Source organism: Rahnella sp. CG8 (assembly GCF_023701875.1).
GTDB lineage: Bacteria > Pseudomonadota > Gammaproteobacteria > Enterobacterales > Enterobacteriaceae > Rahnella > Rahnella aceris.
In genome coordinates, this window is sequence record NZ_JABAED010000013.1 from 21,834 (window position 1) to 40,315 (window position 18,482).

Here is an 18,482-nt window from a genome sequence, read left to right on the forward strand (position 1 = left end):
TGATGTCTCAGGGGGTGAAGCGGACGTAAATACTGTTCCCTTACAGTTAGGACATGCTCCCGCCACACCAGCCGACTTTTAAAACTGGAACGTTTTTTTGGAATAACTGACATGTGCGGTAACATAACCGGACCGACGATTGCGGTCGGTGAGGATTCTGTGTCCCTACACCCTGACTCCAGTGAGGTAGCATGGCCAGTCCGCTTCCAATAACCACCAACGTTATCAGACAGCATACAGTTCCTTACTTTCTTCTGAAGCTGTTTACCGGCACCGGTAAGCGCAGACGATTCTGGGGGTTTGACAAGACGAGGGGCCGTGCATATCAGACTAACCCCAGAGACGCGACGGTTCGCAACACGTTTTATAACCTGGACGACCATCCCGAAAGGATGAGCCTGGAACCTCTCATGGCGATCTACGAAACTGACGCCGCCCCCGTTATTCACGATTTGCTGGCACACCGGGATATAAGGCGGCTGTCTGCAGACGATCGCTACAGGCTGGCCGTCTTCGTCGCCGTTCAGCGCGCCCGCACCTATGGTGAACAGCAGCGCATTCACGGTTTTGTTCAGACCCTAACCAATAAGATTGGAGCAATGGGCGCGTCGCCGGACCAGTCAGCGGAGATGCTGGACTTCTCACCACAAAGGGATGCTCGCAATCTTTTCCTCGGGCAACTTGTGCAACAGGACTCCCACATCGATCATATTCTGGCGAAGGACTGGTATCTCTGCGAAAGCACGCCCGATCACCCGTTCTACATTTCGGACAGTCCGGTAGTGCTGCATAACGATAAAACGTTTGGTCCGTACGGCAATCTGGGGCTTGCGCTGCCGGGTATCCAGATTTACCTGCCGCTGTCGTCCACGGTGACACTCGCCATGTTCTGTCCTTCAATCAGAGAAGAGAAGATGCGTGAGAAAAGGGAAATCCAGATTCGTATGGCATATGCGCCTCACACGATCCCACACGGGTACAATCCATTTTTGCGTATCGCTGCCGCCGACGTGTTTATCAATCATGAGCTGATAAAAGTTGAAGCCGATCAGGTCATGCGGTTCAACAGTCTTCAGGTCAGATTTTCCGAGCAGTATATTTTCTGTGAAAAGAACGATTTTTTACTCGTTGAAAGAATGATTGCGGACGATCCTGGATTTAAGTCTGGTATGAGAATAACGTTTGGATAAGGTTGGCCTTCCTTAATTATATACCGGAGCGCATTATGGAGAATAAGGGATTACTTCACACTGATGTTATCAGGCAGCATACCGTACCGAGATTTCTGCTTCAGAATTTCGCCATCAATACGGAGAAAAGAAAACGGGGCGGTCAGATATTCGCGATCAATAAACAAACCCGGCGGGTTATGAAAATGAGCGTGAATGATGCCACGGTCCATAACCGGTTTTACAATCTTCACGACCTGCCCACGACTGTCAGCCTGGAATCCCTGCTGTGTCTCTATGAAGGCCGAGGTGCGTCGGTGATCCAGAGGCTTATATCCACGAAGAACATACAGGGGCTCTCAGAGGAAGAAAAAATCAATCTGGCCCGGTTCGTTACCGTGCAATGTCTCCGTTCACGGGGTGAGTATGAGAACCAGAAGCACATAGCACAGGAGCTTTATAATTCGCTCAAGTCAAGAGGCATAACCAGTGACGAAGTCGAATGCTATTTCAGCGAAGAGCGCTTTGAACAAAATACCAAGGGCAACTTTCTGGATCAGATAACTAACTGCGATTTTGAGATGGCAGTGCTTATGGGCAAGGAATGGCTGCTGTTTGAAACAACGGCGGATAAACCCTTTTATATTTCGGATAACCCCGTCACCCTGTATAACGAAACTGAGTTCAGTGACAGGAGTAATACGGGAATAGCCCTGAAAGGCATCCAGATATATCTTCCCTTGTCCGCAACTCTGATGCTGGCCATGGTTTGCCCTTCGCTGAATGACGTCCTGAGAGAAGGGCGAGAATTAATCTATAAATTTATTTTGAATAACGTGAGCAGCAGAGGCTTAAATATTTTTGAAAGGCTCGACTTCCTAAAGTGTTTACTGGACAAACGGCTGGTTAATATTGAAGAATGGCGGCGGACCCACCTGAATAATTTACAGGTCTGGCGAGCAGAGCAGTTCATATTCAGCCAGAAGGATGATTTTGAGCGTATCGGAGCGCTGCTTGACGAATGTCCGGAGCTGACTTGTGGCCCACGGTCCACTGTTTCATAACTCTTACAGAAAAAAGGATACAGATTACAATAATTGAAGAGAATATTATGATAGAACTACTCGCCCTCATCTGGCCAGGTAACCACGGCATAGGGAAATTATGAGCAAAACGCGGAAGTTGGTGTTCACCGTTCATGGCTCCAGCAGCGGACTTAAAGATGACTACTGAAGCCGTGTCGATTCGCTCCCTTGAAAGGCCATGAGATAATCAGAAACTATAATTAAGGCTGACTGAATAATTCCGGGGTTCGTTGAATGCTACACCGCCCGAAGGATTAGTGTTGTACTCGCGATCAAACAGATTTTTGATGTTTCCCTGAACCGAGAGGTTTTTGTTAACCTGATAGCGGGCAAACAGATTGGCCAGCGGATAACTTCCCTGATAAATACGCTCAGTAGTGCCTGAAGGGTTAGTCGCTTCTTTATAGGTACGGTTCTGCCAGTTCATCCCGCCGCCTATTGTCAGTTCAGGCAAGATTGGCAGATTGTAGCTGGTAAACAGTTTCAGGCTGGTCTGTGGCATGTAAGGGTTGGTGCGTTCGCCAGCCGCATCCCGGGCAACATAGCGCGTAGCACCAAACGTCACCTTCAGGTTGTCCGTGACCGCACCATTGATTTCGAAGTCAACACCTTTGCTTACCACACCCTTAGCCGCTTTATAGGCATTTTCGCTGCTGTTATTAACGTACGTGTCGCTTTGGATCTGCCCCAGGTTTTCCTGTTCAATGCGGAAGACAGACAGGCTTGCCGTGATCCGGCTGTTTTCCCAGTCCCCTTTGATGCCCGCCTCATAGTCCTTTCCGGTCACTGGTTTCAGGTAATTACCCTGCTGGTCGCGGTAGGTTTGCGGCTGGAAAATCGAGGTGTAGCTGGCAAAGGCTGAATAATTTTCGTTGATGTCGTAAACCAGCCCACCATACGGCGTCAGGTTGTTTTTCTCCATATCCGCTGACGTGCCGTGTGCACTGTACTGGGTATAACGCGCGCCAATAATCAGTGAGAGTGGATCGGCAAGCGAGAAGCGCGCTGCTGCATAACTGGCTTTCTGACGAATGGTATCTTCAGATGAAAGCGCCCAGGCTGGCCAGTCAGGCTCCGCAACATCACCGTTCCAGCTGTTCCAGTCCCCAATGTCTGCAGGGGAGAGCATGGAGGAAGAGTAGATATAACGGTTGCGCTGACGGCTGTAGTCAACCCCAGCAACTAACTGATGCTGACGGCCAAAGAGTTCAAGCGGCCCGCTTGCATAAGCATCAACAGCAGTCTGGGTACGCAAACCTTTATACCAGCCCGCAAAGCCATATCCACTGCTGTTCATAATGCCGGTGGCCTGGTCAGGATACCCTGACACATACAGCAGCTTACTGTCGAAATCAGACCGCGTATGCGTGCCGTTCACGCGCACCTGCCAGCCATTATCAAAGTTAGTCGTCAGATTAGCGAATACCTTGCGCGACAAAATATTGTAATGCGTCCAGTCTGCTGAAGGGTTGTCACCGCGACCGTACTGAATACGGCTGCCATTGCTGTACCATGTCGGCAGACCGCCCCAGGTGGCACCGTCTGTATCTCGTGCCTGATAGTCGTAACCCAGGTCCAGCGTGGTGTTGTCAGTGATATCCGCTGCAACGGTGGCATACAGGAATTTCTTTCTTTTATGATAACGGTCTACATAACTGTCCTGATCCTGATAGCCCGTCACGACACGCCCACGCAGCGTACCTGATTCATTCAGAGGACCTGATAAATCGGCGACATAACGCTGATTGTTCCAGCTTCCATAGCTGGCAGAGAGATTGCCTGTAAAGGTTTTGCTGTCCGCTTTCTTGCGGATCATATTGATTGCGGCACCCGGGTTACCCGTACCGGTCATTAATCCGGTTGAGCCGCGTACCACATCAATACGTTCATAAATGGCCGAATCACCATCCGTTTCGCCAAAGTTCCAGGCGCCGGTCTGCGTGGATGGGATGTCATCGTAGGTATAATTGTTGATATAAAAACCGCGGGAATAAAAGTCAACACGCTCTGAGTCATTCTGCGAAGCAGAGATGCCAGTGACATTCGCAAGCGCATCGCCCACATCCTGCAAATCCTGGTCTTTAATTCTTTGCTGTGTCATTACACTAACAGATTGTGGAATATCACGTTGAGTCAGGTTCATTTTGGTTCCGGTTCGCGTCGCCGGCACGGTATAAGATCCGGCAGAATCCGCTGCAGTTCCTGCGCTGCCATCCGCTGTAACAACCAGTGACTCTTCAGTGTCGGTTTTACCTTCTATGCTGGTATTATCAGCCGCTCCAGCTATGTTAACAATAAGAGCATGGCTGATGCAAAGTGTTAATAACGAGTAAGAAAACGTGTTTTTAAACCCTGACGTGTCGGCGGCGATGCATCGTTTCTTGCAGCTTTTTTCTCTGAAAGACATTTTAATACCTCATCATTAATATTGTGTATGCGCATGCTTTCCTGTTTTTAATCGGCTTTCTCAGTGGGATGTGCGAAAGAACTTATGGTAATGAGGTTCAGCAGCACAATGAATAGTAAATGCAAATGAGAATGATTTCTATTATTGTGTTTGTATGGCGTGGTTTTTCATTGAATGGATAAATCCTGAGCAGCTTTCGTTTCAACATTCAGAGGTCACTCACTGTTTTGACTTCTTCCCCTTTATTGATAAATCGTGGTAGATGGCTCATTAATTTCGTTAAGATTGTCAGCGTTTACTGTCTGCTTGAACAGTATCTAGTTACGTGATAGTTTCAAAATATTGCTGTTTATTTTGGGATGAATCTTATGGCTAATGCTGTGGTTGCAGGTTGGCAGGGACATGATTATCAGGCTCGTTTATTCTGGTATTACGCTTCGTTTCTAAAAGATAGAAGCCGCTCTGATGTCATAGAAGTTTCGTATGAAGCCGATGCTCCTAAAGCATTTGATGACGTGGTAGCAAAATATCATCCCCCAAGACCAGGATATGGTTCTGAACGTATCGCTGCAGACTACTTCCAAATCAAATATCATGTTGTTTCAGGTGGCCGATTCGGGTTTAAAGATATGGTTGATCCTGAGTTCATCAACGCGAAATCCACATCTTTGCTTCAGCGACTCAGAGATGCCAAGCAGGTTGCTCTTCCAAATTCTGCTTTTATTCTTGTCACTACCGACACTATCAGGGATAGCGATGAGCTGGGGAAGATCCACCAAAATACTGATGGATCTTTAGATCTGAATAAACTGGCCGTTGGCAAAACTGATAGAAGCGAGATGGGTAAAGTTCGAAAGTTGTGGCGTGAACATCTTGAACTTAGTAACGATGAAGAACTTTATGAGATTCTCCGAGGGTTTCGAATTGAGTCACCTTCCTTATCACTCGAACGCCTGCGTTATAATGTCAACTTGCAATTCAAATTTGTCGGAATGATACCCTGTGAATCCAATTCCGATTTTCGCTATGACGGACTCATCAGAGCGCTAAAGGGGCAGGGGAAATATCAGTTTAACCGTACCCAGTTTGAAGAGATGTGTGCAGCAGAACAGCTTTTGCAGTCATCAACTCCAGAAGAGTTTCGCGCTGTCGCACTCCGCTCATATAGAGATGGCCCATTTGAAACGCTGGACGCTTCTCCTGAATATACCCTTTCACTACTGAAATATTTTGAGGGAAGGTTTCCTGCTCCAGGCGCGGAATGGGTGGGCTCAATACAGCCTGTCGTAACTGAGTTTCTTGTCAAAATCAGACAAGCTGAAAGGGGTAAACGGATCCGGATCTTTCTTGATGCGCATACGTCTATTGCCATGCTTGCCGGTAAATGCCTCGGTACTAAGTGTAATGTGGCTGTTGAATTAGTACAGAAAGGAAAGATTGAAACGTCTGTGTGGAACGCCAATGACGGTGGTGAAATCAGCTCCACAATTGTCAATGTAGAAACCCTCGGCAGCGGTCAGGACGTTGCGATCGTACTCAGTATCACGAGAAATGCACTCCTGGATGCACGGGAGTACATTGAGACTAACCTGCCTCAAGTCGGCCGTATTTTACATTTTACTCCGGAAGCTGGGTATGGTTTTCAGTCAATAAAGAGCGGCGCACATGCATCCGATCTTGCAGAAGTCGTTGCACGTGCATTCGGTGAAGCTCGCGTTAAATTTAAAGCAAATGTGCATATTTTTAGTGCGGCGCCCAATGCGGTTAATTTCTATGTGGGGCAGCAAACAGACTACATGGGATCCTGCGTATTTTACGAATTCGATTTTAATCGTCAGCGAAATGGTTCATATCTTCCTTCATTCAGGGTTTAATCACGATGGAACTTAATCCACAGTTTAATGAGTTTTTAGCAAATATCAGACCCACGGAGACGCAGAAAGAAGATTGGAAAGGTGGAGCTAAAACGCTACGTGAAAGGCTGAATAATTATGAGCCTTTAAAGGATATCGTTGTGTCTACTTTTCTGCAGGGTAGCATCCGTCGTTCAACGGCCATCCGACCATTAAACGGTAAGCGCCCGGATGTTGATATTGTGGTGGTGACCAATCTTGACCATAACCAGATTGCGCCCAGGGCGGCCATGGATCTATTCGTGCCATTTCTCGAAAAGTATTACCCGGGAAAATGGGAGCCACAGGGGCGGTCTTTCGGGATTACGCTCTCTTATGTTGAACTGGACCTGGTGATAACTGCAATTCCTGCCTCAGGGGAAGAAAAAAACCGCCTTGAACAACTCTACCGGTCAGAGTCGGTTATGACAGTAAACTCACTGGAAGAGCAAAAAGACTGGCGGCTTAACAAAAGCTGGATGCCGAGTGCGAGTGGCTTGTTTCAGTCAAACTCTGCAAACGTTCAGGATGCACCTGTATCTGAATGGAAGGCGCATCCCTTAGTGCTCCCCGACAGGGATAATAATGAGTGGGGCAGAACGCATCCGCTCGCCCAGATCAGGTGGACCGCAGAGAAAAACCGCGAATGCAACGGCCACTACATAAACCTCGTCAGGGCAGTGAAGTGGTGGAGACAACAAAACATTGACAACCTACCTAAATACCCCAAAGGGTATCCTCTGGAGCATTTGATTGGTAACGCGCTGGATAATGGTACACCTTCTATGGGCAAAGGTCTGGTTCAGCTCATCGATACCTTTTTGTCCCGCTGGGCTTATGATTACAACAAAAGAAGTAAACCATCGCTTTCCGACCATGGTGTTGAAGAGCATGACGTCCTGGCGCGGTTATCAGCTGAGGACTTCTGTTTATTTTATGAAGGATTAGCGGATGCAGCAGTCATTGCACGCAACGCGCTGGCATCTCAGGATCCAAAAGAAAGTGCTGAGCTCTGGCGTCAGCTGTTTGGCACCAAGTTTCCATTACCCGGTCCACAGGGCGGGGATCGTAGTGGTGGGTTTACTGCCCCGACACAGCCAGCAGAACCTCAGAAAACCGGGCGCTTCGCTTGAGTACAGTAATTCAACAGGTACCTGATGAACTACAAGCAGTCTTCGCACTGATCAATGCAGACCCCCGCATGAAAACGGACAATGTGTGGGGGCTTTCTGGAGACAAAAGATGGTCGCTTAAATTCACAGCGCAACTTTCCGTGCCGCCATCCTGTTTCATGCCCGACTTCAGCGTCTGGCATCTTGTGCTGTGGCAGGAAGGTGCTCACATCCGGATAGAAATGTATCCCGATAAAACAGAAGGCATATCGGCTACGTTTCAACATCAGAGCTACAATTCCGCGGGGGAGTCCCCACAGGCCTGGGCAACGGGCAATCCGTGCCTTGAAAATCCCCCCGCTGTGTTTGGCCGTCATCAATGGGGGAATGAGCCAGAGGAGTTTCTTGCCAGAGTCAGCTGGCGGCTCAGCAGGCTGTTGCTCTGGATCGATGCTGCCGCGCAGGGAAAACTGACGACCGTTGGTGACCCTATGGAATTGCCCGCCTTCCCCGGTCAGTCTCCGTTTTCAGCCATCGGTTTCAACGAGCAGCCTGATGAACTGCCGTACTGGGAATCCAGGACTGGTAAATGGGGCTATGTGAGTACTAGCCTGTTGCCAGGCGCGCGCGGAACCAGTTTTATACGTGAGTTTTTTGATAAAGATGAGCGGTTGCTTCGAACAACGAAATGGTCTCCGTTTATGCGCAAAAGGGCCAGAGTCACAAATACAGTCTGGTTTATGTTGCCCAAACTGCCAGTTATAGCGCCTTGGCAGGCACCGCGGACTTGGAAAGAGCTTAATCAGTGCTTCGAAAACTGCGGGTTATCACTCCCCGATCTCTTTGCTGATATTGGTCGGTCTGTCAGAGGCAGGCGTCACCGACGCATGCCCGGCTTACTTTTGCTGGGATGCCCTCTGGAGGAGCGCGCTGGGGAGGCACCAATGCGTATTCACTGGCTGGCGCTGCGCTTAACGGGTCTTAGTGACAGAATGACGACCCGTAATGGGTTCCGCCCCACAGAGCGCAACCGTAGAGCCTGGGATCGTGAACTGCCAATGTCGCAAGAAGCCATAAAATGGGTTCGGACGCAAAACTGGGCTTCCGATCAGCTAAGAAGTCGGGGCGAAGCAGGTAACTATATCAGAAGCAAAAAGGTGCTGATTATCGGTGCCGGTTCGCTTGGCAGCGCAATAGCTGAAAACCTTATGCGCATCGGTGTCGTATGGCTGGGTATCGTTGACGCGGATTTGATGCAGGCCGGAAACCTGAGCCGTCACGCCCTGAGCATGACAACCGTCGGCAATAATAAAGCTGCTGCGCTGGTTGAATATCTGAACCGCATTTTGCCTGACGCAAACGCGCGTTCATTTGACTTGGATTTTCCGCCGGAAAATGAGGTTGTAAAATGCTCTCTACGTAAATATGACGTCATCATTGATTGTACGGGGGAAGACGCCGTACTCAGGGCGATGGCGGCATTTGACTGGCAAAGTGAAAAAGTATTCATCAGTTTAGCCATGACATGGCGAGCGGAAGGTCTCTTCGCTTATGCTGCCAGTGAAACAATGTTTCCGGTCCTTGATGCTACCAGCCGTTTCAGAAATTCTGCTTCGCCTGAAATCGACCTGGGTGATGCCAGAATTGAAGGTATAGGTTGCTGGCATCCAGTTTTTCCGGCCCGAGCAGATGATGTTCAGCTATGGGCGGCAGTCAGTACAAAATTCATCTGCAGGGTGATAAGCGCACCAGGGAGAGTCTATGAATATTTTAAGCAAATGCCTGATGGCACTGTCGAGCGGCAGTCCCATGAAAATTAAAGATGTGACGTTTTCCCGCACGGGGGCGGATTATAGGGCCACACTCTGTTCATCATCACTACAGCAGATGATTGATGAATGCATCAGAGCAGGTGCGAATGAAACGGGGGGTATTTTAATAGGCTCATACAGTGAAGACGGCTCTACCGCCATAATTGTGGAAGCCACAGCCAGCCCTGCTGATTCGCTTGCCGGAAGATCGACATTCCAACGCGGCGTTAAAGGACTAAAGCATTTACTCGATGCCCGTTGGAAAACAGGGCTGTATTACGTTGGTGAGTGGCATTTCCACCCTGGCGGGTCTCCAGAGCCCAGTGGTGACGATCTAGTGTCCATGAGAAACATAGCCGCAAACCCAAACTACCAATGCCTGGAGCCTGTGATGATCATTCTGGGGGGGAATCCAACTGGATCATACAGCCTGAGTGCCAGTGTGTTTCCTCGGGGAAAAGCGCCTATAAGATTCCATGAAGAATTGGCCTGATTTAGGGAAATATTATATCCTCGCCTTCTCCCATTCGGTCAACTTCCTCAAATATTCTTAATGCCCGCTCACAGCACTTAGCAGACTTTCACTTCTGATTAGGCTCAGAATCGCAAGGGGGGCAGATCAAGTATGAATCAAAACAACTAAAGGTAATGAAATGAGCACCTCACCCCGATGCTGTTTCGAGGATCGCAAACATCCCCTGCAGGGATGATCGAACCTGAAGGTGGTTACTTTCCAGAGGAGCTTCAGACAAAGCCATTACCAGCAATACCTGTCCTCTTAGGCTACTGTTGGTCGCATAACAGGTCACCTCCATTCTGACAGCGAATGTTTGACAATAACTGGCAAAGTTTTTAGTTTATCCAATATCAAATAACGCATTGTTTTAATATAAAATAAACACTCACATCGAACTCATATATACTTCTTAAAGCTGCCCACGGCGATATCCGTCGCAAGTCCCAACAGCACGGCCGCAGGCAACAACACCAGCAGGGGATGTACGCTGAACGGGACCGCCAGATAGACCACCCAGGGCAATACGGCCAGAGGTAACAACGACGCTTTAGCACGGTGATAGACGAAGCCTGATTCCCTGCCAGCCCCAAAACGCCGGATATCCCGGCGGACCAGTCCGTCAACCACACCCACTATGGCCGCCAATAGAAATAGCGGCAAGCTCAGCACCAGTACCAGCAGACGCACCAGAAACACCAATACAACGTAGGCGCTGGCGATCAGGTAATCCTCCAGATAGACATAGGTATGACTCAGGTAGTAGCTGAAATCCTGGGCTGTGCTAAAACCCTTAGCCCGGGACCGGATTGATGCATCGCGCATCCATTCGAGCAGTCCGCTCTTTACGAATAGCCAGGTATAGGCTGTATCTACCAACTGACGTACGGTGTGCCCGGGTTCCTGCACCACCACACTCTGGATGAAATGACCTGAGAACTGGTCCAGCTCGAAGTTCAGCATTCCTTGTGCATGTCGCCAGCCCTGTTCCGGCCAGAAAAAATGCATTCCCACACACTCGATCACGACGCACAGAAACAGCGATCCCAGCAGAACGCTGACGAAACGAAACGGCAGCGTCACCATGCTGGCAATCAGTCCTTGCTGGCGTACCTGTTGCTGTTGTGCGGCGACGGCAGGATCTTTCACTGGCTTGTGTCCTCCTCTGCAATATGCGGGAAGTCTTCAAGCAGTTCCGCTGGAAGATCAGCTTCTTGAAGCTCTGGGTCACCACTGTCATTCCACCAATCACCTGCTTCTGTATAGCGCTGGCGCATGTAGCCTGCCAGTTCCTGTAAGTCTTGCGGCATCATCTCATCCGGATCGGTCGCTGGAAGCGGCATACGTACCTTCCAGAGATTGCCTCCTTCGAGCAGGGCGAAGCACTGGCCTTTAGGTAAGCTGACGATATGCGCGGGCTCAATGAGTGGAACACTGGTGGTGCTTATCCGGTCCTGGGTGTTGGAGGTGAAATCAGTATTGCCGTGAGGATCGGAGCTATCCGTCGCGCCGCTCATGAGGGACGTCGCGTAGACCTCGACCTTGGGAAGCTGTTTCGTAAGCAGTTCGGCTGTTGCAGTTTCGCGAACACGCAGCATGAACAGATTGTTGAAGTTCCCCACCACCTGACCGGCTTTGGCACGATTACCGATACGTGCTTCGATGTCGCTCAGTGTCTGTGTGTAGGCGGTGATTTGCAGTCCGGCCCCCCCGCCTTTATTAATCATCGGAATGAATTCATCCCCCATAAGTTCGTTGAATTCGTCCGCATGGACGTTGATAGCCACCTTCATATCATTGGACGATCCCGGGAGGCCGTCATCGATGCCGAATTTGTAGATGTGGCCGGCGACCGACACCAGATCGCTGAACATTGAGTTGCCGACTGCAGCAGCAACCTCGGCATCGGATAATGCGTCAAGGCCCACATAGACGACGGCGCGTTTTCGGATGATCTGCATCCAGTCGAAGATCGGCCGTGGGTCGTCCAGGTCAGCGTAGTTCGGCGCCAGCAATTGAGCGGTCTTGCCTGTAGTGAGTTTTTCCAACAACGGCAGCAGCGAAGCGACAATCTTGTCGAAATAGGTGCGGTCGTAGCGCACGGCACTTCTCAGCCCGTCGAGTACCGGGTCATACAAACGCGCCTGTGATAAATACTGCTCAATTGCTACCACGCGCTTCTCGCGACCAATCATGTGACGGGGGATGTTCTTGTCGTTCAAACGCCCTTCGAGCTGGACGATGACTTCCCAGGCTTTGGCTTCATGGGTAGCAAAGTAGTGCTGTGCGTACTCGATGAACAGTGCATCAATGTTGACCACGTGCCGTTGGATCAACAGGTAGTCGGGACGTTGTCCCAGCTCGACCAGGGCGCGGGCTATGATGTTGACGAAGCGCCAGGCAAACTCGCGGAACGCGGCGCTGTTACCTTCACCGGAAAGCTGGCCGGCGATGCGCGTGGCCACCTCGGAGATGCGTCCGAAACGGCCAACGGCATTGTAGCGGGCAGAGATATCTGGCCACCCCAGGTGAAAAACGTAGAACTCGCTTTCACGTCCGGCGCGTTTAGCCTCGACGTACACGCGTTTGAGCAGGTCGGCATCGCCCTTCGGGTCGAAGATGATGACCACCTCATGCTCGCCAGCGGCATTTATGCGGCGGATATCCTGGGTGATGAACAGTTCCGCAAGACGCGTCTTGCCTACGCGGGTCGTGCCCAGAACCAGGCTGTGGCCCACACGCTCATCCAATGGCAGAGTGACATCATCTTCGTCGGGTTCAATACCGTGAAGGCGGGGCATCCCCCCGACCGGCGGCAGGGGGCGCACAGGGTTGAGCGGGCTATCCCAGGTTGTAAGTCGCGCAAGCCCGGCAAGCGGGAAAGACGCGAATTCCAGTTGCTCTTCCAGACGCCGGGCACGTCGATAGGCCCGGGTCGGTTCGACATAGCGACGAAATTCCGGCCGGTATGTCTGCATCAGGCGATGGGTATGGCGTTGATCCCACTTGAACCCGCGGCCGATGAACAGCCGCTTCTGGCTCACCGGAATTTCGCCACTGGTCATCACATAGCGGGGCAGGCGACGAATGTTGCGTTGATAGCGAAGGATCGTCATCGCGTCGCGCAAACGGATCGCACCAAGGGCGAGGAATCCCAGTGCCGATCCGGCTCCAAGCAACGGGCTTAGCGCGAGCGACCACGGTGCCACCACGCACAGCGTCGCGGCTGCGGCACAGACCGCAACTGTATATAACTCCACCGCTGGACGCAGGAGGACTTCAACTGCATGCGACAAGGCCATGGCGAGCGCTTCACGTCAGGGTTCGATGCCGGCTGCGGTGATGAGCACCGGGTAATGATGTAGCCTCAGCCGCTGCGCCAGATCGTCTGCCGTGGACGGGGAAAGAGTGAGTCCGGAGGCGATGCGACGCAACGCCGCCAGTTCATCTGCATTGGTAACGTTGACGACCAGGCCAACGGCGTTCAGTTCTCTCAACCTGTTCCGGTTCTGTGCTAACCAACTACGCGAACGTGTGTCTTCACCGATAAGAAAAAGCGGGAGCATGCCAGGTGCATGGATAATTTGGCTGGGCTCATCACCGGGGGTCAGTAATGTTGAGCGTACTGGTAGCATGGCCGCTTCAGCTTCACTGTGCGTAATCATATGAGTAGGCGAAGTTATGGGTGATGCCCCGTCATGCTTTTGCGGGGTGAGTGCCTGATACCAGTGGAGTGCTGAAACGCCACCAAGGTCCTCCACAATGATCAGGGATGAAGACGCGGACTGTGCGATGGCAGTCGCAGACGAGAGTGACCAGAAAATGATGAATAGTAAATTCTTCATGGAGCGGAACTCCTGTTTGAGGACAGCGACAGGTCGGGGTCGAAAAGCCGCACCAGATGCTGGCTGACACTATGGCGATAACGCGCTGCTGGCGCGCCACCTGCAGGACGGTGGTAGCGGCCGATTGTCAGGAGCCAGTCCTGGCCTGCCCGGTGTTGTTCGTGAAGGATCTGCCCGGCGATCGCCAGATTCCGGTAAGGATCCAGTACTTCACAGTGGGCCTTGTAGCGGTGTGCGTGATAACCCAGATTGATCTGGGCGAGTCCGACATCAATGCGAGTGACTTTGACGCGGGACAGGGCACGCCGGATACCGGCACAAGCCTCCTGCCGTGTGGCGTAACGTTCGGCACGTCCGGCGACGTTAAGCGTCCATGGCCAGGGCACGATCCGGCCATTCAATTGTGTGCCGCTTTCCTGCAGAGCAACGGCGTACAGGACTGGAGACGGTACCCCGGCTTGTTGTGCCGCTAGCTGGTATGCAGGCGGCGGTATTTCGCTGGCCTGAGGCGAGTGTGAAGCAAGCGAAATTACTAGCATCATTCCTGACGTCAGTTTACGGAGCCATCCCCTTTCACGGGCTGCTACTGACGCTGCCATTGCCCATTTTCCTCACGAACCACCGCCGGGAGTTCACCCGCCAGGCCAAGCGATAGCCAGCGACCGCTGTCGTGGTTGAGCGTGATCGTGCGCAAACGGACCATCGCTGGATCAATGCCTGCCTGCGTTGCCCACTGACGGATGCGGGCATCATCCTGACGGCTGCCAACCATGTAGAGGTCGAAGGGTATTCCGGACGCCTGCAGATGCTGTACGCGCTGCACGCAGGCGATGCAGTCCGACTTAACGAAAATGGCCAGTCGCCCTGATCCTGTGTTGCTGGCAACAGGCGTCAGGGCTCCGGGCAACAATACTCGCTGAACACCAGGATCCAGCCGCTGCCAGGCCTCGTCATAGGCGCGCTGATACGCGAGGGTTTTCTCGACACGGTGGGCTTCAGCCTGGACCTGCAATTCCGCGAAGTGGCGGCGCTCATCATCCGAACGCGCTTCGATGCCCAGGGCCGTCAGTGGATCGAGGTTGGGCGAGTAGATGCCAAGAGGGCCTTGCATCAGTTCCCGATATCGGCCCCATTCTTCGGCTTTCAGTCCCCAGTTCCGCGCCAGTTCTTCATCGGTGGTTGCAATCTCAACACTGTCGCGTTGCTGACTGGCAGCCGTGCGGGATGATGCCGACGGCAGGAGTGGTGCGGCGACGGCGGTGTCGAACAACATCATGACTGCAAGTAATGTGGCAAGGCTTTGGTGATGTTTTGCCATATTTTACTCCCGCGGCAGCTGCACCCGCTGCGTTTGCCCATTGACACGGAACACGGCGGTATCGGCATCGAGGGATTCTAACCGCCAGCGCCCGACGGTTTCGCCAGGCCGAAGCAGGCGAAGGTCGTCAGAATCTGCTCCAGCCCGGGGAAAGAGCGAAAGGAAGCGTTCACCGCCGCGCAGTTCTACGCCAAGGATGCGGAATGAGCGCATTGGTACGCGACGGTTGGGAGAGGAACTTGTGCGGGTGACGGGGGAGACGGGGACGGGTTTCGCCAGTGCATTGATACGCTCCTGAACCTGTTCGAAGCGATTGTTCATTGCTTCGAGTTCATCTGCCTTCACGGTGTCGGCAAGTGTTTGCTCAATACCCGTGATTTTCTTCTGGAGAGACTGGCGTACTGCAATGAATTCCGACTGGGGGGCGGGGGTCGGCCGTGCTTCGAACAGCCTGAAATGATTCTCCACTTCCTCAACTCGTTCGGCCAGCGCCTGCAGGCGGGCATCCAGGGCGGCGTTCTGGCGCAGGGAGTCCAGACGCGAAAGACCAACAGTGTTAATGACTGCCAGAATGCTGACGGCAAGCAGCCAGATCGCTGCGGCAATTTTGAGCAAGTTGGCATGGCGGGCATATCCGGCCTCAGTCGAAATATTCATTGATGCGACTCCTTGTGCACAGACCGTACTGCCGATTCGGTGGTAGTGGCTGGTTTGGGGGGGAAGGGATGAGCAGTTGTTGACGTGTCGAGGCGGAGAAGGGGAGGTTGGTCGTGCCGGTTAAAGCACACGCGCCGGTTCACATCGTCAACAGACAGCTCCCAGGCAGGTCCTGCTAGAGTCAGCAGCGCATCGCGCAGTACCAACGGACCCAGGTGCTGGTGTGCTGCAGGCAGAGGCAACGCAAAAAGGGAGGCGGTACCCGGAGCCTGACAAAGTCGGTAACCGGTATGCATCAGAAGATGCTGCAAAGCACTTCCCACAGTTGCATTGGGCCGTGGAGGGATGGTCACTTCGACGACCTGGGCCAGTAGGTCGCGCTGAGCGGCGAGGGGCACCAGTTCCACCAGGGTGTAGCGCCCGTAGCGCACTACCGGGATCAGCTTTGGTTCCGTCGATTCAGTGGTGTGCGGAATCGACGCTGCGGCAGACGGAGTAACCGGCGCTGGAATTGTTGAGCAACCGGTTAGAGCGGCGATTACGGCAGGCAGAATGTAACCGACAGAGCGCTGTAGCGAAAATATGGCTGACATGGTTCAGCTTCCTGATGCAGATGCAATAAGCTGATACCTTCGCAGTTGCCAGGGGCTCGTTCAGCAAAGAATGTGTAGCACATGCAGGCCGTATTGTTGTGACTTGCAAGAAGCTGTGCTGGAATCTTGTTACATTGTAATTGGTTCCGGAAATGACATGAAAACAGAGGACAGGAAGACAGACGGACTGGTTCAACTTATCCCCGAGGGCGATCTGAGGCAACAAGTTGGCGAGGTATTGAAGTGGATCCATGACCGGGCATGGCCGCTGACCGGATGCTTACTTTTCGTGGCGGTAATGTATCTTTTCAGCTTTATCCGCGAGGAAAATATCCCAGTCAGTATCACGTCGCCGGCACTGGTTGCCTCTGTACCCTGGCTTATGGGGTTTGTGATCCTGTTCATCGCCTTGATTGCCGGATTGCTACTGGTTCCAACGATGACACTCTTCGTTCCAGCAAAACGGGGGGAGGCATCGCGGATGATTGATGTCTGGATGCAGGAACATAGTGAAAATGCTAACGGACCACTTCGCGTAAGATGGCGCATGTTCCGGGCATGGATGCTGATGCTGTCTTGGTTCGCGTTTATCTTCATTATAATGGCATGTATCGTGCCATCTGACTGGTTTGATGTTCATCCTTTCTGGATGCTGGTATTCGCCTTACTTGGCGTTGGCGTTTCGGTCGCCATCTTGCGAATTCTGACGCTTCCAGGTTCGGATGAAGGCATGACAGAACGGCTTGCTGCAGGGATCTGGCGGGAAGTCCCCCCCGAATTCTGGGTGGTCGCTGTCATTGGCGGCTTCGCACAATTTGTTGCTATGGGATCCCTCTCCAGTTCGCTATCAAAATGGATGGAAATAACCCAAGATGAGCCGGTCAAATTCACATTTTTGATGCTTGGGATAGCTGTCATGCTTGGGCTGATTCAAATTGCTGGAGCGAGAATTGTCTTATCATTGAGTGGCCCAAAAGTATCGTTAAAACAAGCGCTGATGAGTATTGGTATTCTTATCGCACTCCTGGGGCTATATTCGCCCACAGGATCAGCCTTAACGGGCATGGTTTTTGAAACGAGCGCATCAGGAGGCCGGCGGTGCGCTGTCCTGACCTGGACAGACGAAGTGCCAGCCGGACTTGGTGATCTTGTAAGTACGGTTCAGGGGCGATTGAGCCAACCGGTACGGCTGTTTATTGAACTGGACGGGTATTATCGTGTTCGTTTGCAGGGGCAGGCAAATAAGCGGGTATATTTAGTTCCCGTTGCTAAGATCGCTGCTATCGATGAATGCGAGGCGAACAGAGTTCAGGCAAAGTCAAAAAAATTATAATGGTTTCTATCACCGCCCCGACACAAGGATTTCTTGAATCATTTTAAGATTCGTTGCTGAAACTAACCTATCCACAGAAGGCTCAAGAGCTGCTATGAGCGAGGCGCGGAAGTGAAAGCGGTTACCGGCAAAATATTGACAAAGTAGCCGAAAGACAGTTTTAGCCTTACTTGTTCTGATAAAGATCCCAGCGGTTGCCATAAAGGTCCTCAAATACGACAACTGTACCGTATACCTCATCACGAGGTTCCTCAGAAAACTCTACGTCCTTTGATTTCATGGCGTTGTAGTCGCGCCAGAAATCATCTGTCTGGAGAAAAAGAAATACCCTACCGCCGCATTGGTTGCCGATGAAACCTTCCTGCCTCTCATTTGAAGCTCGTGCCAGAAGAAGATTGCAATCGCTTTCTGGGTTCGGGGAAACGACTACCCAGCGTTTTCCTAGCTGTGGAATATCCTCAACAAGGGTAAAACCCAGCTTTTCCGTGTAATACTCAATTGCTCGGTCATAGTCATCAACCACTATGGCTACATATCCCATACATCGTTTCTGCGTTCGCATTTCTGCTCCTATTAAAGCTTCAGGCATAACTGGCCAGAAACTTCTTTTTAACACAAGCAGTCCTGATTTGTCGTCTGGATTTTCCCCCAGGCACAGACGTCCGCTTTGGCACAGAGCTACCTGCCAGATTCGCTATATGCGAAGAAACTGCTGCTAAGATGTTGTATCGGTCATGGTCGAATCC

General features: G+C 51.8%; 16 protein-coding genes. 7 read left to right on the plus strand and 9 right to left on the minus strand.

The window, feature by feature from the left end:
- The first annotated feature begins 191 nt into the window (after positions 1-191).
- Together HGO41_RS13715 and HGO41_RS13720 are read left to right on the plus strand one after the other, a co-directional pair.
- Entirely contained in the window at positions 192-1,190 is a 999-nt protein-coding gene (locus HGO41_RS13715; protein ID WP_250981119.1) for a DUF4238 domain-containing protein, read from the plus strand.
- Between the two features lie 35 nt (positions 1,191-1,225).
- Entirely contained in the window at positions 1,226-2,233 is a 1,008-nt protein-coding gene (locus tag HGO41_RS13720) for a DUF4238 domain-containing protein (protein ID WP_129544564.1), read from the plus strand.
- A gap of 208 nt (positions 2,234-2,441) precedes the next feature.
- Here the strand turns inward: HGO41_RS13720 and fhuE are convergent, their stop codons facing one another.
- Entirely contained in the window at positions 2,442-4,661 is a 2,220-nt protein-coding gene (gene fhuE, locus HGO41_RS13725; RefSeq protein WP_250981120.1) for a ferric-rhodotorulic acid/ferric-coprogen receptor FhuE, read from the minus strand.
- Positions 4,662-5,029: 368 nt separating this feature from the next.
- Between fhuE and HGO41_RS13730 the strand changes: the two genes are divergently transcribed.
- The 4 genes from HGO41_RS13730 to HGO41_RS13745 are packed head-to-tail and all read left to right on the plus strand — an operon-like array spanning position 5,030 to position 9,969.
- Complete coding sequence (locus tag HGO41_RS13730) at positions 5,030-6,535, plus strand: SAVED domain-containing protein (RefSeq protein ID WP_129544562.1); 1,506 nt, start codon at positions 5,030-5,032, stop codon at positions 6,533-6,535.
- A 5-nt stretch (positions 6,536-6,540) separates the two neighbouring features.
- On the plus strand, positions 6,541-7,686 hold the full coding sequence (locus HGO41_RS13735; RefSeq protein WP_129544561.1) for an SMODS domain-containing nucleotidyltransferase: 1,146 nt from the start codon (positions 6,541-6,543) through the stop codon (positions 7,684-7,686).
- Positions 7,683-9,485, plus strand: coding sequence for a ThiF family adenylyltransferase (locus tag HGO41_RS13740; protein ID WP_250981121.1), 1,803 nt, complete (start codon positions 7,683-7,685; stop codon positions 9,483-9,485). Before HGO41_RS13735 ends, HGO41_RS13740 begins: the two co-directional genes overlap by 4 nt.
- On the plus strand, positions 9,427-9,969 hold the full coding sequence (locus HGO41_RS13745; protein WP_250981122.1) for a Mov34/MPN/PAD-1 family protein: 543 nt from the start codon (positions 9,427-9,429) through the stop codon (positions 9,967-9,969). The genes HGO41_RS13740 and HGO41_RS13745 overlap by 59 nt, the downstream gene beginning before the upstream one ends.
- Positions 9,970-10,389: 420 nt before the next feature.
- On the opposite strand, the gene HGO41_RS13750 is transcribed toward HGO41_RS13745, so the two are convergent.
- The 7 genes from HGO41_RS13750 to pilL2 are packed head-to-tail and all read right to left on the minus strand — an operon-like array spanning position 10,390 to position 16,403.
- Positions 10,390-11,139 (minus strand): TIGR03747 family integrating conjugative element membrane protein, encoded by a 750-nt coding sequence (locus tag HGO41_RS13750; RefSeq protein WP_129544557.1) that lies wholly within the window; start codon positions 11,137-11,139, stop codon positions 10,390-10,392.
- Entirely contained in the window at positions 11,136-13,292 is a 2,157-nt protein-coding gene (gene traD / locus HGO41_RS13755) for a type IV conjugative transfer system coupling protein TraD (RefSeq protein WP_250981123.1), read from the minus strand. The genes HGO41_RS13750 and traD overlap by 4 nt, the downstream gene beginning before the upstream one ends.
- A gap of 15 nt (positions 13,293-13,307) precedes the next feature.
- Positions 13,308-13,835, minus strand: coding sequence for an integrating conjugative element protein (locus HGO41_RS13760; protein WP_129544556.1), 528 nt, complete (start codon positions 13,833-13,835; stop codon positions 13,308-13,310).
- The gene (locus tag HGO41_RS13765) at positions 13,832-14,374 is read right to left on the minus strand and encodes a lysozyme family protein (protein ID WP_502947380.1); all 543 of its coding nucleotides are present in this window, start codon (positions 14,372-14,374) and stop codon (positions 13,832-13,834) included. Before HGO41_RS13765 ends, HGO41_RS13760 begins: the two co-directional genes overlap by 4 nt.
- 44 nt (positions 14,375-14,418) lie before the next feature.
- Entirely contained in the window at positions 14,419-15,153 is a 735-nt protein-coding gene (locus HGO41_RS13770) for a TIGR03759 family integrating conjugative element protein (RefSeq protein ID WP_371415240.1), read from the minus strand.
- A 3-nt stretch (positions 15,154-15,156) separates the two neighbouring features.
- Positions 15,157-15,810 (minus strand): hypothetical protein, encoded by a 654-nt coding sequence (locus tag HGO41_RS13775; RefSeq protein ID WP_250981124.1) that lies wholly within the window; start codon positions 15,808-15,810, stop codon positions 15,157-15,159.
- The gene (pilL2, locus tag HGO41_RS13780; RefSeq protein WP_250981125.1) at positions 15,807-16,403 is read right to left on the minus strand and encodes a PFGI-1 class ICE element type IV pilus protein PilL2; all 597 of its coding nucleotides are present in this window, start codon (positions 16,401-16,403) and stop codon (positions 15,807-15,809) included. Before pilL2 ends, HGO41_RS13775 begins: the two co-directional genes overlap by 4 nt.
- 157 nt (positions 16,404-16,560) lie before the next feature.
- Here pilL2 and HGO41_RS13785 point away from each other — a divergent pair, with 157 nt between their 5' ends.
- Positions 16,561-17,736 carry a hypothetical protein gene (locus tag HGO41_RS13785; RefSeq protein WP_250981126.1) on the plus strand — a complete coding sequence of 392 codons (1,176 nt, stop codon included), beginning with the start codon at positions 16,561-16,563 and terminating at the stop codon, positions 17,734-17,736.
- Positions 17,737-17,902: 166 nt separating this feature from the next.
- Here HGO41_RS13785 and HGO41_RS13790 read toward each other — a convergent pair whose 3' ends face one another.
- Entirely contained in the window at positions 17,903-18,298 is a 396-nt protein-coding gene (locus tag HGO41_RS13790; protein ID WP_250981156.1) for a VOC family protein, read from the minus strand.
- Positions 18,299-18,482 lie beyond the last annotated feature (184 nt).